The sequence below is a fragment of the Saccharopolyspora sp. ASAGF58 genome (assembly GCF_012277335.1).
Lineage (GTDB): Bacteria > Actinomycetota > Actinomycetes > Mycobacteriales > Pseudonocardiaceae > Saccharopolyspora > Saccharopolyspora hattusasensis.
In genome coordinates this window covers 743,317-757,347 of sequence record NZ_CP040605.1, presented here as the reverse complement: position 1 = coordinate 757,347, position 14,031 = coordinate 743,317, and the positions used below count along the sequence as shown (strand labels likewise).

The 14,031-nt window shown below is 68.7% G+C and carries 11 protein-coding genes and 4 tRNA genes; 7 read left to right on the top strand and 8 right to left on the bottom strand.

The genetic code is table 11. The features are described 5' to 3' along the window. Window positions 1-104: 104 nt before the first annotated feature. Together FDZ84_RS03235 and FDZ84_RS03230 are read right to left on the bottom strand one after the other, a co-directional pair. Window positions 105-176, bottom strand: a tRNA-Val gene (locus tag FDZ84_RS03235). 57 nt (window positions 177-233) lie between these two features. Then, window positions 234-584, bottom strand: a complete 351-nt coding sequence (locus FDZ84_RS03230) for a TIGR02611 family protein (RefSeq protein WP_256413738.1) — start codon at window positions 582-584, stop codon at window positions 234-236. Window positions 585-1,561: 977 nt separating this feature from the next. Between FDZ84_RS03230 and FDZ84_RS03225 the strand changes: the two genes are divergently transcribed. The 5 genes from FDZ84_RS03225 (at window position 1,562) to FDZ84_RS03205 (ending at window position 3,174) form a co-directional block, all read left to right on the top strand. After that, window positions 1,562-1,987, top strand: a complete 426-nt coding sequence (locus FDZ84_RS03225; RefSeq protein ID WP_168584642.1) for an SsgA family sporulation/cell division regulator — start codon at window positions 1,562-1,564, stop codon at window positions 1,985-1,987. A gap of 140 nt (window positions 1,988-2,127) precedes the next feature. Then, window positions 2,128-2,200, top strand: a tRNA-Gly gene (locus tag FDZ84_RS03220). Between the two features lie 47 nt (window positions 2,201-2,247). Further along, window positions 2,248-2,319: transfer RNA gene (locus FDZ84_RS03215), tRNA-Cys, on the top strand. A 1-nt stretch (window position 2,320) separates the two neighbouring features. Then, window positions 2,321-2,395: transfer RNA gene (locus FDZ84_RS03210), tRNA-Val, on the top strand. A gap of 353 nt (window positions 2,396-2,748) precedes the next feature. Continuing rightward, window positions 2,749-3,174 (top strand): SsgA family sporulation/cell division regulator, encoded by a 426-nt coding sequence (locus FDZ84_RS03205; RefSeq protein ID WP_210435410.1) that lies wholly within the window; start codon window positions 2,749-2,751, stop codon window positions 3,172-3,174. A 770-nt stretch (window positions 3,175-3,944) separates the two neighbouring features. On the opposite strand, the gene FDZ84_RS38505 is transcribed toward FDZ84_RS03205, so the two are convergent. After that, on the bottom strand, window positions 3,945-4,349 hold the full coding sequence (locus FDZ84_RS38505) for a hypothetical protein (RefSeq protein ID WP_246868764.1): 405 nt from the start codon (window positions 4,347-4,349) through the stop codon (window positions 3,945-3,947). 236 nt (window positions 4,350-4,585) lie between these two features. Between FDZ84_RS38505 and FDZ84_RS03195 the strand changes: the two genes are divergently transcribed. Further along, complete coding sequence (locus FDZ84_RS03195) at window positions 4,586-4,786, top strand: hypothetical protein (protein WP_210435409.1); 201 nt, start codon at window positions 4,586-4,588, stop codon at window positions 4,784-4,786. A gap of 7 nt (window positions 4,787-4,793) precedes the next feature. On the opposite strand, the gene FDZ84_RS03190 is transcribed toward FDZ84_RS03195, so the two are convergent. The 5 genes from FDZ84_RS03190 to pruA form a co-directional block, all read right to left on the bottom strand. Next, window positions 4,794-5,567: a hypothetical protein gene (locus tag FDZ84_RS03190; protein WP_168584641.1), complete on the bottom strand. Its 774-nt coding sequence runs from the start codon at window positions 5,565-5,567 to the stop codon at window positions 4,794-4,796. Further along, window positions 5,564-8,314: a DEAD/DEAH box helicase gene (locus FDZ84_RS03185; RefSeq protein WP_246868763.1), complete on the bottom strand. Its 2,751-nt coding sequence runs from the start codon at window positions 8,312-8,314 to the stop codon at window positions 5,564-5,566. Before FDZ84_RS03185 ends, FDZ84_RS03190 begins: the two co-directional genes overlap by 4 nt. 664 nt (window positions 8,315-8,978) lie before the next feature. Further along, window positions 8,979-9,293: an IS3 family transposase gene (locus FDZ84_RS03180; RefSeq protein ID WP_168584640.1), complete on the bottom strand. Its 315-nt coding sequence runs from the start codon at window positions 9,291-9,293 to the stop codon at window positions 8,979-8,981. A gap of 77 nt (window positions 9,294-9,370) precedes the next feature. Beyond that, a complete protein-coding gene (locus FDZ84_RS03175; protein ID WP_168584639.1) occupies window positions 9,371-10,300 on the bottom strand; it encodes a proline dehydrogenase family protein in 930 nt (309 codons plus the stop codon). Between the two features lie 240 nt (window positions 10,301-10,540). Then, window positions 10,541-12,169, bottom strand: a complete 1,629-nt coding sequence (gene pruA, locus FDZ84_RS03170) for an L-glutamate gamma-semialdehyde dehydrogenase (protein WP_168584638.1) — start codon at window positions 12,167-12,169, stop codon at window positions 10,541-10,543. A gap of 147 nt (window positions 12,170-12,316) precedes the next feature. Between pruA and FDZ84_RS03165 the strand changes: the two genes are divergently transcribed. Then, window positions 12,317-13,972: a CdaR family transcriptional regulator gene (locus FDZ84_RS03165; RefSeq protein WP_246868762.1), complete on the top strand. Its 1,656-nt coding sequence runs from the start codon at window positions 12,317-12,319 to the stop codon at window positions 13,970-13,972. Window positions 13,973-14,031: the final 59 nt, after the last annotated feature.

The following is a 14,031-nucleotide window of genomic DNA, read 5'->3' as shown; positions in this document are numbered from 1 at the left end:
TTAGGTACCACTTTAGGCACCACGCCAGGGGAAACCGCGATATTCGTTTCTCCAGAAATGCGCGTGTGCCCCTGTCCATGCTGGTCAGGGGCACACGCGTCGCGTGGGCGATACTGGGATCGAACCAGTGACCTCTTCGGTGTGAACGAAGCGCTCTCCCCCTGAGCTAATCGCCCTTGTTCTGTTGTTTCGTCCCCGTTCCCGGGGACGAGAAGAACAATACACGATCGTTTTCAGGCCCCGAACAGGGGGGAGGCCAACCAGTTCCAGTGCAGGCCTAGCCAGCCGCCGACAGTGTTGAACACGCCCAGTAGCCACAGCGTCGTGAGGACGACGAGGCAGGTGGCGCCCATTACGGCGAGCTTGGTGGCGAGGTGTTGGCGGCCGAGCCAGCGCGCCCAGCGTTGGTAGTGGCGCTTGGCGAAGGTGTTGACGCGGTGGGCCCAGTGGAACTCGGTGGCGAGGATCCCGAGGCCGGCGAAGACGACGAGCCAGCCGGGACCGGGATAGGGGATCATCAGTATGCCGGCGACGAGCACGAAGGTGCCGAAGACGCCGAGCGCGATCCGGTAGCTGGTGTTCAGCCCGGGCTTGCGGCGGATGCGTTCGCGGAAGGCGTGCAGGCCTTCCCGGATGGCGTGCAGCCGGGGCGTGTGCTGGCGGTCGGCGGGTTCCGTGCTGGTGTTGCGGGGGTCCGACTCGGCTGTCTCGTTCAGTGTTGTCCACCTGCCGGTTGCGAACGTTCGTCATGTTCTGCCGGTTGTAACCGCGCCGCTCGCGGTGTCCGGTCTGGGCCAGAATACGGGCCTTGTCCGGGTGGGGACCGTGCCGTGGGTCACCGCGTGTCAAGCGGGCACTCGGGCGTCGCGGGTTTGCCAGGCCCTCCGAAGTGTGATCGGGATCATTGACGGTTGTGCTCGACGTTGGGCCTTTCGGCCCTGTTGTGGTCCTTCGATCCTGGTCACATTGTGACGTCGCTCTCGACAGACTGTTCGACGTACGCGTGGTTGGTTACGGAGGAGATGCAAGCCATTAGCCCGATATGGGGAACTGTGGTGGCGAGCGTCTCACCGGCTGGTCGCGCTGCGAGAATGGCGAGCGGTTTGGTCGCCTATTCTCGAGTGGACGTCAGGCGAGCTCGACGAAGTGGTAAACCCGGTGGTCAGCCGGGCGCGGCGGCGAGTTCCGCAAGGCGAGGGCGGCGGAATCGAAGGCTCGGTACAAGAGCGGTTCGTTCGGTTACGGAATGTAGCGGAGCTTGGTCACTGGGTAGGTGCCGATCCTGCGACTCAACGTCCTCTGTCGGGTTTGTTCGCGACGGATCTTCTTCCGGTGTGGACAACGGATCCGGTCCGTCTCGCAATGGGGCGGCCGGCCTGCGGTCCGCTCCGGTACCGGAGCCGGTTGAACACGCTGTGCGTTCGCGTGATTGCCCAGCGAAGTGGGGCCTGCCCCGTATGGGTGGTCTATGCGGTAGTTGCGAGCGTATCGGCCCGATGAGGCGTCACAACTATGTTGCTCGGTCGATAAGGGGACCGGGAGGAGCAGGAAGGGGAGGACAATGCGTAACGATCATGTGACACTGCGTTCGACAGCTGTGTTCGATCTGTTGGCTCCGCAGACACCGGCCGTGCCGGTCCAGGTCGAGCTGCGCTACGACACCCGGGACCCGTACGCGGTGGTGGCTGCGTTCCGCACAGGGCGCGCCGGCTGGGTCGAGTGGGTGTTCGCCCGCGACCTGCTCGCCGACGGTCTGATCGCGCACGCCGGCGAGGGCGACGTGACGATCCGCCCGGCCCTCGACGCCCCGGAGGTCGTGGCGATCGAGCTGAGCTCGCCGTCGGGCCACGCGGTGTTCGAGGCCTCGGCACAGGAGCTGGCCGACTTCCTTGACCGCACCTACGACGTCGTGGTGCCGGGCAACGAGAACCTGTGGGTCGACGTGGATGAGGCGCTGACCCGGCTGCTGCCCCACGACCTGGGCTGATCTGGGCGAACGCCGACTCGGCGCGGTCTCGTTCCGGCCGGGTGGACCCCCCTTTGATCGTGGTCGTGGGAGTGGTCTAGAGTTCACTGTGCAACGCGGCGGACGGGCCGGAAGATCCCGGACTTTGAAGTCGCAGGCAGGCGGACGTAGCGCAGCTGGTAGCGCATCACCTTGCCAAGGTGAGGGTCGCGGGTTCGAATCCCGTCGTCCGCTCTGGATTCTCTGGCGGTCCAGCCGGCTTCGGTATGGATGCGGAGTCCGGCGGAGTGGCCGAGTGGCTTAGGCAAGGGCCTGCAAAGCCCTGTACGCGGGTTCGATTCCCGCCTCCGCCTCGCGCGATTAGCTCAGTGGGAGAGCGCTACCTTGACACGGTAGAGGTCACTGGTTCAATCCCAGTATCGCGCACCATTGTTTTAGCAGGTCAAAGCCCCTGTCGGTGATCTTCCGGCAGGGGCTTTGATCGTTATAAGCTGTTGAGGCAGCGAAAAGGCAGCAGCAGCGCGGAGAAGCCGGGACCGAGGCTGTTGGCGGTTCGTCATCTGGGTCGTCGCCGAGTGCCCGCAGCACCTGGTCGGTGTGGTCGCCCGGCGTCTGCTGCCGGGACGCCTCGAGTCCCGTGGGTTCGGTGCGAGTGAAGGTTCCTCGCTGGGAGCCCGGGGGTGGATTGCCACCAGGGATCTGAAGACATCGTGAAGAAGACATGAACCCGGGTTGGGCATGCTGGTATCTAGGAAGTGAAGCCGACGCTTGGGAGTGCGGACATGATGGCAAACGATCACGGCACGGTGCTCGCCACCATGGTCTTCAACCTGGTAGCCCCGGCGGGTGTGATCGCGCCGGTTGGCGTGGAACTGGGGTACGACAGCCGCAACCCGTACGAGGTCAGCATGAAGCTCAACGTGGGCAAGGCCGGTCAGGTGGATTGGGTGATCGCCCGCGACCTGCTGGCCGACGGGCTGGTCGCCGAGGCAGGCGAAGGCGACGTGCGAATCCGCCCTCGACTGGACGATCCGGGGTTGGTCGTGATCGAGTTGAGCTCGCCGTCAGGGCAGGCCGCCTTCGAAGTGAATGCCGATCAGCTTGCGGAGTTCTTGAACGACACCTACGACGCGGTCGCACCCGGTGACGAACACCGGTGGATGAGCTTCGACGAGGCGCTGAGCCGGCTGCTCTCGCACAACCTGTAGTGGCCCGGTTCTCTCGAAGCACCGCACGCCAGGCGGCCCAGCCGCGGGACCTGGTGTGGCGCTGAACACCTGAAAACTCCGTCACGCTGCGCCTCCGAGCCGGGAATCCGCCCGGCCCGGAGGCGCAGCGCTGTTGCTCGAGGGTTGTGCTGGATGTTTCTGGGACAGCAGAGCACTTCGTTCGCTTTGTTTCCCGCCGGAAAAGAGTGGTTTTCTGTGTGTTTTGGTTGGTGGCGTGGTTCAGCGAAACGCAGAGTTTTCTTCCGCCGGTTGCGCGACCGGCTGGCAGCTCGCCACGCTGTTTCTACATGCGTCGCTGATTTCGGGACCAGGGGCGCATGTGCCTGGTGAGGTTTCGGGGACATCGCCAGGAGTCGGGAAAGGGGCCCGGGTGACCGTCGGGGGGTTGCCCGCCCCATCCCGCGCATCGCCGGCCCGGAGACCCAAGCTGGGATTCCCCGCGCACGCTCGGTTTCTCAGGGTTGCAAGCGGTAGCCCATGCCGGCTTCGGTCAGCAGGTGGCGAGGGCGGTCGGGGTTGGTTTCGAGGCAACCCACCCGGCCAGGCCGTGCTCGTGACCGCCAGCGCGCTCGCCGACCACGCCGAAGTCCGCATCATCGACCGCGGCACCGGCATCCAACCCGACGACTACGACAAGGTCTTCCTGACGTTCTCCGCGGGCCGCTCGACCGCCCGAATCACGAGCGCCAGCACGACGAAGACCACGATGGTCAACGCCACGAATGCCAGATCCGCCATGACGTCCCCCTTCATCGCCTACCCGACATCGACCGGATGTGCGCGGGGGAGCGCTTGCTTCCCGCGCCCGGTCGGTGGCCGTTCGACGGCGCGACCAACTTGTCTCGCGGGGCGGGACGAGCGGTGGGAATCGACATCGAGGTCGTCGACCGCTCGCGAGCGCGGACGGCGACCCAACCGCAGAGGATGCCGGTGAGCGCGGCACCCGCGAGCGCGCCCAGCCGCACGCCGTCGCTGAAGCCTTCCCATGCGAGATCCCCGCGACTGTGAACCACGAAGCCGTTCAGGAACATCCAGCCCAACACCGCGGTGCCCAGTGCGCCCGGGGCATTGCGGATCGCGACGGCATATCCGCCGACGACGAGGCCGAGCACGACCAACCCGGCCACCGACGCGCCCGACCACCAAGCAGCCACGCCGGCAGCCACCGTCCCCGCCGCTACGACGAAGAAGCCCACTGCCGACGACGTCGCGGGCCCTGCCACGGACCGACGAGCCGGGCCACAACTCCGGAAACTTCGCATCGCCACGTCCCCTGCCTTCGTTCGCAGGCGGTTACCAACCCAGTCAAGCTCGCCGGGAACCCGTGGCCAGGGGTCTTGACGCAATTGCTACGGAAAGCGCCCGAAACTTGACGGGGTGCGCATGGCTCGTGCTCCGAGGGGACTGGCCATGGGCGCGTGTCGAGTTCGGCCCGGCCGCGGCCCGGCAGCAGAAGAAACTCCTGCGCTTCTGGGAAGATCTGCCGATCGACCAGGCCGTCGCGAACAGCGTCACCGAGTTCGGCGCTGCCTTCGACACCGGTGAACCGCAGCGGTTCATAACGGAGTTCCTCAACCGCAAGCGTTCTTGAGCCAGCGTCACGAGCCCTCGGCGAGGTCCCATGCGCGGGTTCGGGCGCGTTGGCCGGCCGCAACCAGGTGCTGCCAGGTTTCCCGGTCGATGCCACGGATCTCGCCGAGCACTCGCAATGCCTCCGGCACCCGGCCGTCGGGCTGGTGCGGGTGGACCGCGATGGCGGCGAGGTCTCCGCGCGCCGTGAACAGCGCTTCCGGGTCGAGCTGGTCGATCGTCAACCGCTCTGGCTCCGATTCGACCGCGCCGCCGGAGCGCGCCGCGCGCAACGCGGCCAGCAGCGGCTCGCGGTCCCGGCCGCGCAGCCTGGTGAGCAGGAACGGGTCGGTGTCCAGCATCGGAGCGAGCACGTAGTGCACCGCCGTGGCGTGCGCGCAGGGCTCGATCTTGCTGGTGCAGGCGCACGTCGAGTCGAGCTCGCCGCTTTGCGGGAACAGCGACAGATCCACGTTGCGCAGGGTGTCGTCGACATCCTCCGGCAGTTCGCCTTGCAGCAGGGCGGCGGCATGCCGGAGCTGACCGGCCAGCGCTTCGACGGCGGTTTCCCAGTCGGCGTCGGTGAAAACCGGCAGCGTCAGGACGACATCGTGGACCTGGCTGCGCGCGTGCACCCGGGCGCGGACCGCTCCCGGCTCGACGGCCAGGTCCTGCACCGCGCCTCTTCGCGCCAGCGTTCGTCCGTGCGGCAGCCGGGGATTGGGGTAGGTGGCGCCGAGCGACTCCAGCGTGCGCCGCCAGCGCCGCCCCCACCATGTCGCTCCGAAGCTCGTGCCGCTCATGAGTCCTCCGTGGACAGTTCGACCAGTTCGCGCAGCGCGTCGTCGGTCAGTTCGGTCAGCCAGGTCTCGCCGCTGCCGATCACCGAGTCGGCCAGGGCTCTCTTCTGCTCCAGCAGATCGGCGATCCGCTCTTCGAGCGTGCCGTGCGTGACCAGCTTGTGGACGTGCACGCGGCGGGACTGGCCGATCCGGTGCGCCCGGTCGGTCGCCTGGTCCTCCACCGCCGGATTCCACCACCGGTCGTAGTGCACGACGTGCGTGGCGCGGGTCAGGTTCAGGCCGGTGCCGCCCGCCTTCAGGCTGATGATCAGCAGAGGTGGGGCCGCGTCGTCGTGCTGGAAGGCGTCCACCATCGCCTGCCGACGCGCCATGCCGACGCCGCCGTGCAGGAACGGGACCGCGGGCAGGTCCAGCTCGGCGGCCAGGTGTGCGGCGAGCAGCCCGCCCATCACCCGGTACTGGGTGAACACCAGCGCCCGGTCGTCGGCCGCCACCACCTCGGCGAGCATCTCGGTGACGCGGGTGAGCTTCCCGGAGCGGCCGGGCAGCGGCCCGGGTTCGCGGAGGAAGTGCGCGGGATGGTTGCAGATCTGCTTGAGCGCGGTCAGCAGCCTGAGGATGCGTCCGCGCCGCCGGATGCCGCTGCCGAGCCCGTCGTCGAAGGTGTCCCGCACCGTCCTCCGGTACAGGCGGCCCTGCTCATCGGTCAGCGCGCAGGCCACCACCGACTCGACCTTCGGGGGCAGGTCGGTGGCGACCTCGGTTTTGAGGCGGCGCAACAGGAACGGGGCGACGACCGAGCGCAGCCGCCGTGCGGCGTCGTTGTCGTGCCAGCGCTCGATCGGTATCGCGAACCGCTCCTTGAAGCGGGGGAAACGGCCCAGGAGTCCAGGGTTCGCGAAGTGCATGATCGACCACAGCTCGGCGAGGCGGTTCTCCACCGGGGTGCCGGTCAACGCTACCCGGGCTCTGGCGCGCAGCCGGCCTGCGGCCTGCGCGGTCTGCCCGGCCTGATTCTTGATCTGCTGCGCCTCGTCCAGCACCACGACGTCCCAGTCCACTTCGGACAATAGAGTGGCATCGGCGCGCAGCAGCGGGTAGGTGGTGATCACGACCGAGCCGGGGGTGAACGCGCCGGCCGTGGTGGGGCGCCGGGGGCCGTGGTGCCGGACCACCTGCAGCTTCGGGGCGAACCGGTGGAGTTCGCGCTGCCAGTTGTCCACCACCGAGGTCGGGCAAACCACCAGCTGCGGGCGGGCACCGGTTCGGGCCGCCAGCAGCGTGATGGTCTGCAGCGTCTTGCCGAGGCCCATGTCGTCGGCGAGGACCGCGCCGAAACCCAGCTCCGCCATGTCCTGCAGCCAGGCCGCACCGCGATGCTGGTAGTCGCGGAGGGTCGCCTCGATGCCGACCAGCTGCGGCTCCCGCGCGGGCTCGCCGAGCCGTTCCACCAGCATCCGCAGCCGTCCGCCGGCCGAAACCTCGACCTCGCCGAGCTCGGTTGACCGACGTCCTTCCAGCACCGCCGCCAGCGCCTCGGCCTCCGACAGCGTCTGCGTCTTCCCGAGCACGGCGCGGACGTTCTTCGCCTCGGTCAGGTCGACGCGCACCCACCGGCCGTGCCAGCGGACCAGCGGCCGGCCCGATGCGATCAGCTCGTCGAGCTCGTACGCGCTCAACGCATGGTCACCGATCGCGGCCTCCCAGCGGAACTGGGCGGAATCCAGGGACCGCAGCCGGGCCCGCAGGCGGCGCACCCCGGTGAGGTCCGTCGGCACGTCGACCGCGATGCCCGCCGCGGTCAGCGCCGGTTCGCCGGTGGACAGGAACTCCGCCGCCTGCGCGACGTCCAGCCGGACCTCGGTCGGTTGCCGCTCCGACAGCGCCGCGTCCAGCGGCGGGAAGATGCGGGCTGCCTCGGCCAGCCCACGCACCAGCGAATCCTGCGGTGCGCCGATGGAACAGCCCGGCAACTGGAGGGTCGCGCTGCCCGCGGACCAGGCACGCTCGGCGGGCACCGCCACCTTCGGGTCGGCCGCGGCGTGGAGGTGGAAGCTCAGCGCCCACGACGTTTCGCCATCGGTGGGGACTTCCAGGCGCAGCCGGAGCCGACCGCCGAGCGGACCGGCCGGGCCCGCCGGCAGCGGGCGGGCCCATCCCTGGAGCTCGGCCCTGACCTGCTCGTCGAGACGCACGGTCGCGTCGGGGCCGGTCAGCGCAGTGACCCACGTCCCGCCCCAGGAGCCGTTGCCGGCGATGGCAGTGCCTCGCGCGCACACGTCCGTGACGGCGTCGCCGAAGGCGGCGAGCAACGCCGCTGCGGTCCAAAGTCCGTCGTCGCGGCGTAGCGCGTGTGCGGCCGGTGGCATGGCCTCGGCCAGCGCGGCAAGCCGACCGTCGTGGAGGTTCGCCAGCCGCCAGCGTGCGACGTCGTCGCGCACCTCGGGCACCAGATGTCCGGCGGCGACGTGCTCCAGGGCCAGTTTCGTGGCGACGCTCCAGGCGATCAGTGAGTCGCCGGGTCGGCGCCAGCCCAGCCACCGATCCGGCGTCGGCAGGGCCGCGAGGGGAGCGAGCGCGTCGCCGATCGGGACCAGTACGGCGGGCACGTCGGCCGCCGCGACCTTGCGCCCGGCTTTCCGGACGGTCGGCAGTTCTCCTTGCGCCCCAAGCGGAAACCCGAGGTCGCTCGCCGCTGCGGACGGGTCGTCGGTGCCCCACAGGGCCAGGTACCCGGCGGACGGCAACGGGCCGTCCGGGTGGAAGGTCGCCTGGAGCCGGGTCGGGATACCGGATCGTCTGGTGCGTGCCGGAGCCGTAATGGTGTCCTCCGTTCAGGCCGGTCGATGGGCGCAGTTGTCCCCGACCGCGATGTCACGATTTCCCCGCTGCCGGCAAACGGTACACAAAAATCATTGTGCTGCCCAGAAATCCAGTTCAGCGCGCTATTTGACAACTCGCCGATCCTGTTGCCGCGGCCGACTTGACAAATCACCCCCCGATGCCTTCCAAAGGTGTCGCTGACCTGCGGTTCCGTCTCGCTCTGGCGTGTCGTGGATTCCCTTTGAGGACGTTAACGCTCGTTTTCGACAATTTTGGCGGACTGGTGATTACGGACCCGATTGGCTGGTGAACGGCCGTGAGTACTTTTCGGCGCTATAGCACCGAAAAGTACTCACGGCACTTGATCGTGACCGGCGCGAGTCGTGCTCGCTGGAAGCGGACGATCAGTGGGCCGTCGCCGACGGGTTCGGACTACCCGAAAAATTCGAGCAATGCCAACGAGGTTCCCCGCGGTTCGTCCTCGGCAGTCGAGCCGGGCCACCACCTCGCGGGTGTCCTCGAAGCTCACGCTGCCCGTTCAGGCCTCGGGCTGGGGGGCTCCGGGAGTTGGACTCGTTAAGTAAGACTCTAGGCCGCGAGGGTCTGGGTCCGGTATTGCACCGGGCTCAGAACCTCACAGTGTGTGTGGCCCCGGCTGGTGTTGAACCAGGTGATGTAGTCGTCCAGCGTAACCTCGAGTTTGAACTCGAAGGAGAACGATCGCTTCGACGGTTTCCTCACCAGTGCCGCACCCCCGCGCACCCGCCACAGGTCATACAACCGGCCAACCGCCCAGACAGACACACCAAGCCTGGTCGCGACCGACCTCCTCGCCCAACCGTCATCGAACAACTCTATCGCCGCGGCACGCTGCTCCTCGGTCAACGAACTTGGCCCTGCCATGCAACTGTTCCCGAAGGTCAGAACTGAATTTCTCAGTCCAACTTCCGGGAAGCAGTTCAGCCTTCCGGGGCGCTGGGTCAGTTCTGGGAGAGCAGCGAGCGCAGGAAGAAGACGAGGTTGGCCGGGCGCTCGGCGAGGCGACGCATGAAGTAGCCGTACCACTCGTCGCCGTAGGCCACGTAAACCCGCAGCTTGTTGCCTTCGGACGCGATCCGCTTCTGCTCCTCGGCCCGGATGCCGTACAGCATCTGGAACTCGTAGCTGTCCGCGCTGCGCCCGGACCGCGCGGCCAGGTCGGCGGCGATCGCCACCATCCGCGGGTCGTGGCTGGCCACCATCGGGTAGCCGTCGCCCTCCATCAGGATCTTCAGGCAGCGGACGTAGGAGCGGTCCACCTCGGCCTTGTCCTGGTAGGCGACGGAAGCCGGCTCGGAGTACGCGCCCTTGCACAGCCGCACCCGGGAGCCCTCGCCCGCCAGGTCGCGGCAGTCCTGCTCGGTGCGATGCAGGTAGGCCTGCAGCACCGCGCCGACCCACGGGAAGTCGACCCGCAGGTCGCGGAGGATGCCCAGCGTCGAGTCCGTGGTGGTGTGGTCCTCCATGTCGAGGGTCACCGTGGTCCCGGCGGCGGCCGCGGCCTCGCAGATCAGGCGGGCGTTGTCCAGGGCGATCTTCTCGCCGTCGGCGGGCAGGAACTGCCCGACCGCGGAGAGCTTCACCGAGACCTCGGCCCGGTCGGCCAGGCCCTCGGCGGAGAGCACCTGCAGCATCTGCTGGTAGGCGCGGACGGTGTCGGCGGCCTGCTGCGCAGCGAGGGTGTCCTCGCCGAGGTGGTCGAGCGTGACGTACATGTTCTGGTCACGCAGGGCTCGGGTGGCCCGGACCGCGTCCTCGGGCGTGGTGCCGGCGACGAACCGCGCTACGACCGGCTTGGTCAGCGGGTTGGCTTCCACGAGTCGGCGCACGCCCCGGGAACGGGAGGCGGCCAGCAGGGTGCTGCGCAGCATCGTCGGTCTCCTTCTTCGCAGCTGTGCTCGGTGTTCGGGAATCTCCTGCCGTCCGCGTTGGCTGCCTTCCGCGTTGGCTGCAGTCGAAATTGGCTGCAGTCGAAATTGCGTGCCGCGGTTCGCCGGAGGCGCACCAGCGAAGGGTCCGGAGTGAATCGTGTTCCGGCCACGGGGTCCGCAAGTTCCATTGAAATCGAAGGTCTGATTTCAATGGAACTTGCGGTTGCGGTCCCCGCGCCCTCAGCCCATGTGCGGGTAGCCGATGTGGGTGGGGGCGTCCCAGGTTTCCTTGATGGCCCGGGGGCTGGTCCAGCGCTGGATGTTCAGCAGCGAACCGGCCTTGTCGTTGGTGCCGGAGCCGCGGCTGCCGCCGAAGGGCTGGCGGGACACGATGGATCCGGTGGGCTTGTCGTTGACGTAGAAGTTGCCGGCCGCACCGCGCAGCTTCTGGTGCGCCAGCCCGATGGCGCTGCGGTCGGTGGCGAACACCGCACCGGTGAGCGCGTAGGGGCTGGAGGCGTCGACGACGTCGAGGATGTCGGAGTACTTGGCGTCGTCGTAGACGTGCACGGCGATGATCGGCCCGAAGTACTCGGTGGTGAACACCTCGTCGCTGGGGTCGTCGCAGACCAGCACGGTGGGCTCGACGAAGTAGCCGGTGGCGTCGTCGTAGCCGCCGCCGACGAGCACCTCGATGGAGTCGGTCTTGGCCGCTCGGTCCAGCGCTGCCTTGTGCTTGGCGAAGGCGCGGCGGTCGATGACGGCGCCGCCGAAGTGGGAGAAGTCGGTGACGTCGCCGTAGCGGATGGTGCTGGTCAGCTCCGCCAGCTCATCGCGCAGCCCGCCCTCCCAGATGGAGCGCGGCACGTAGGCGCGGGAGGCGGCGGAGCACTTCTGGCCCTGGTACTCGAACGCGCCCCGGGCGAACGCCGCCGCCAGCGGGGCGGGGTTGGCCGAGGGATGGACGACGATGAAGTCCTTGCCGCCGGTCTCGCCGACGATGCGCGGATAGGAGCGGTAGGCGTCGAGGTTGTCGCCGATGATCCGCCACAGCTTCTTGAAGGTGGCGGTGGAGCCGGTGAAGTGCAGGCCGGCGAAGCCGGGGTCGGTCAGCGCGACCTCGCTGACGGCCTGGCCGTCGCCGGTGACCAGGTTGATCACCCCGGGCGGCAGGCCGGCGGCCTCGAACAGGCGCATGGTGAAGTGCGCGGCGAACTGCTGCGAGGGCGTCGGCTTCCACACCACGGTGTTGCCCATCAGCGCCGGGGCGGTGGGCAGGTTGCCGGCGATGGCGGTGAAGTTGAACGGCGTGATCGCGGTGACGAACCCGTCCAGGGGGCGGTAGTCCATGCGGTTCCACTCGCCGGGCACCGACCGCGGCTGTTCGGCGATGATCCGCCGGGCGTAGTGGACGTTGAACCGCAGGAAGTCGATGAATTCGCACGCGGCGTCGATCTCGGCCTGTTGCGCCGACTTGGACTGGCCCAGGATGGTGGCGGCGTTGATGGTGTCCCGCCACGGCCCCGCCAACAGGTCCGCGGCGCGCAGCAGCACCGCGGCGCGCTCGTCGAACGACGTCGCGGCCCAGGCGGGGGCGGCGTCCTTGGCGGCCTGCACGGCGTCGGCGACATCCTGGGTGGTGGCCTGCGCGGCGATGCCCAGCACGTGCTGGTGGTCATGCGGCTGAACGACATCGAAGCGCTCGCCGCCGCCGAGCCGCTGCACGCCACCGATGGTCTGGGTCAGGTCGATGCGCTCGGACTCCAGCTCCGCGACCCGCTTCTGCAGCGACTCCCGCTCCGGCGAGCCGGGCGCATAGCCCTTGACCGGCTCGTTGTAAGGCACCGGTACCGAAGTGATGGCGTCCATGGCCAATTTCGCCTCCTTGCGGGAAGTCGCTGTCGGGGAAAGGTCCTGTCACTTGGGAGGTTAAGGTTTCGTTAGCGCCCCGGGCTTGTCCGTTCGGCTATCGTTGACATTGTTGGATTGTTCGGTTGGACAAGTGGGGTCCTTGGGTTGCACGAGGTCGAAGTTGACGCCGTGGGCGTTGCCGTGGTGGGCGTGCCGTTGCGCCAACTCCTGATCGCAGTGGGGGAACCGCTGGTCGACGTGCTCGCGGCGCCGCGCGGCTTCGACGTCGAGGTGCGCGACGTCGTAATTGTCGACCCGGAGGAGGAGTCCGGCAGCGGTCGCAGCGGCGATTTCGTGCTGGTCATCGGCGCGCGGGGCAGGGCGGCCGCCCGGTTGGTGCGCGCCGCGGCCCGCGACGGGGCGGCTGCCGTGGCGGTGAAGGTCGATTCCGAAACCGACGCGCGGGCCCTGCGCGACACCGCGATCGACTGCCGGATCGCGCTGCTCGGCGTGCGGCCCGAGGTCCGCTGGGAGCAGCTGGAGTCCTTCGCGCGTTCGGCCGTCGACAACGCCCGGCTGACCACCGACGCGGACCTGGGCGAGGCGCTGGGCGACCTGTTCTCGCTGGCCCAAACGGTGGCGGCGATGACCGACGGCATCGTCGCGATCGAGGACACCGCTAGCCGCGTGCTGGCGTATTCGCGCTCCGACGACGAGGTCGACGAGCTGCGCCGCCTGTCGATCCTGGGGCGGCAGGGGCCGGAGCCGTACCTGGCGATGCTCCGCGAATGGGGCGTTTACCAGCGGTTGCGTGCCGGTGAGGACGTCGTGCGCATCGACGAGCGGCCGGACCTGGGCATCCGCCGCCGGATGGCGGTCGGTATCCACGCGGGCGCCCAACCGCTGGGCACGATCTGGGTGCAGGAGGGCAAGCGGCCGCTGTCCGAGCATTCCGAGCGGGCGCTGCTGGGCGCGGCGCGCGTGGCGGCGCTGCAGCTGATCCGGCAGCGCACCGAGGCCACGGCCGGGCCGCGGTTCCGGGAGAACCTGCTGACGGGTCTGCTGGACGGCCTCATCGACGCGCAGTCGGTGGCCGGCAACATCGGTGCGGATCCGGCGAAGCCGGCGGTGGTCGTGGTGTTCACGCTGCGCCCGTCGGACGCCAGCGCGGACCGCTCCGAACTTGAGCTGCAGCGGTCCGAGATGACCAGCCTGATCTCGGTGCACGCCTCGGCCTACCGGCGCAGCGCGCTGGTCACCACGATCGGTTCACGGGTGTACGTGCTGCTGCCGGACCTGCCGGAACGCTCGGCGGTGGCGTCGGCGCTGGGCCTGACCAGGGAGATCGTGGCGGCGGCCAAGCAGCACCTGCGGACGCGGGTGCAGGTGGGCGTTGGATCGGCGGTCCGGACGCTGGACGAGGTGGCGGAGTCGCGCACCGAGGCGGACCGGATCCTCGACGCGATGACCCACGACCTGCACGCGGAGATCGCCACCATCTCGGATGTGCGGGCGCAGGTGGTGATCAGCGAGATCCTGACGGTGCTGCAGGGCAACGAGCAGTTCCGCGACTCCCGCCTGGCGGCGCTGCACGAGCACGACGCGGAGCACGGAACCGACCTGGCCCGCTCGTTGCTGGCGTACCTGGAGGCCTTCGGCGACGTCCGCGCGGCCAGCGACGGCTTGCACGTCCACCCGAACACCCTCCGCTACCGGGTCCGCCGGGCCGGTGAGATCACGGGCATCGACTTCGCCAACCCGACAGAACGCCTGAGCGCCCACCTGCAACTACTGCTCGCCCGCCGGACCGCCCGCCGCTGACGGCCACTCGGTAGCGTTCTTGCGGTGCTCGCCACCAGCAAGGCGAAGTCGTCGTAGGA